General features: G+C 70.8%; 2 protein-coding genes. Both read left to right on the forward strand.

The window, feature by feature from the left end; translation table 11 throughout:
• Window positions 1–787: hypothetical protein (locus ABZ281_RS31875; RefSeq protein ID WP_356661126.1), on the forward strand; the 787-nt coding region annotated here is incomplete at its 5' end.
• An 85-nt stretch (window positions 788–872) separates the two neighbouring features.
• A partial coding sequence (locus tag ABZ281_RS31880; protein WP_356661128.1) for a pectate lyase occupies window positions 873–1,632 on the forward strand: 760 nt, incomplete at its 3' end.

The raw sequence follows: 1,632 nt of genomic DNA on the forward strand, positions 1-1,632 counted from the left end.
GGCACACCAGCCCGACCGGGAGCGCATGCTGGCCCGGGTCGAGCGCGGCATGGCCGGTCCGGCCGGTTCCGGTCACCGGGCGACGCGTCCGCCGGCGTTCGGCTGGATGCGCGTGGCCGGCGCCACGGCCGCGGTCGCCGGCGTGCTGGCGGTGGGCGGTTACGCGGTGGCGTCCGCGGTGAAGGACGAGGCCGCCCCGCAGCAGCAGGAGGTGGCGACGTCGCCGACCCCCACCCCGTCGCCGGAGGCGACGAGCCGGACCCCCGCGCCCCCGGCTCCGGTGGAACCGACGCCGAGCCGGTCGCCCGAGCGCCGCGAGTCCGGCCCGCCGCCGTCGAGGACGCCGAGCGCCCCGGCCACCGAGCGGCCGCCCGCCGCCACCGAGGACGGTCCACTCTGGTCGGACGGCTCGGTCGACCCGCACAGCAACGACTTCTGGGCGCAGAGCAACATCACCCTCAGGACCCGCGGGCAACTGACCGCTCTGACCGTGCGGTTGAAGGTGGCCCAGACCGGCGGGGTCTCGAACGCGGGCGCCTGGCGCTCGCTGCCCGAGCACGACTTCACCCTCGCGGTCGCCGAGCAGGACGGCTTCCTCGTCTACACCTGGACCCTCAAGGAGGGCCGCACGGTACCGGCCGGCGCGTGGGTGTTCGCCGGACAGTTCGACCACGCCCGCGGCGGCCGCGACGCGGGGAAGGACGGCTACTCGGTGACGGCCACTGCCGCTTCGCGACAGCTGTCGGTGGGCGGCGGCTTCGCGGCGGTCGACGACGGTGACTCGTGAAAAATTCCTGGAGAGGCGGCAACCCTTTCCTCACCGGTGACCACCACAACGCGCAAGAGCCACCACCCAACTGAGGAATCGGTACATGACTGCACCGGCAGAACAGCGCGTCCGCCATCGCCGCGGTGTCACCAAGCGGCGGGCCGTGATCGCCGCGGTGTCCGCGTTCGGCATCACGGGTGCGGCGATCGTCACCACGTCGATGCTCTCGACAGCGGGCGCCGCCTCCCCCTGGCCCACGGACAAGGGCAAGACCCCCGTGTCCAAGACGATCCCGGTCTCCGGTGTGCGCGACGGCGGGATGAAGATGTTCTACGGCACCGGCGCGCTCGGCGACGGCAGCCAGGACGAGGATCAGGACCCGCTCTTCGAGCTGGCCGACGGCGCGGTCCTCAAGAACGTCATCATCGGCACCCCGGCGGCGGACGGAGTGCACTGCAAGGGCAGTTGCACGCTGCAGAACGTGTGGTGGACGGACGTCGGCGAGGACGCGGCCAGCTTCAAGGGCAAGTCCTCCTCCGCGGTGTACAAGGTGATCGGCGGCGGCGCGAAGAACGCCGACGACAAGGTGCTGCAGTTCAACGGCGCCGGCACGCTGAACGTATCGGGCTTCCAGGTGCAGAAGGCCGGCAAGCTGGTCCGCTCCTGCGGCAACTGCAAGACGCAGTACAAGCGCACGATCGTGCTCAGCGACATCGACGTGACGGCGCCGATGAACTCCATCGTCGGGGTCAACGCCAACTACGGCGACACGGCGACGCTGTCGAAGATCCGCATCCACGGCGACAGCAAGAAGAAGATCAAGACGTGTGTGCGCTTCGAGGGCAACAACACGGGCAAGGAGC

It is taken from the genome of Streptomyces sp. NPDC006265 (assembly GCF_040613555.1).
Taxonomy (GTDB): Bacteria; Actinomycetota; Actinomycetes; order Streptomycetales; family Streptomycetaceae; genus Streptomyces.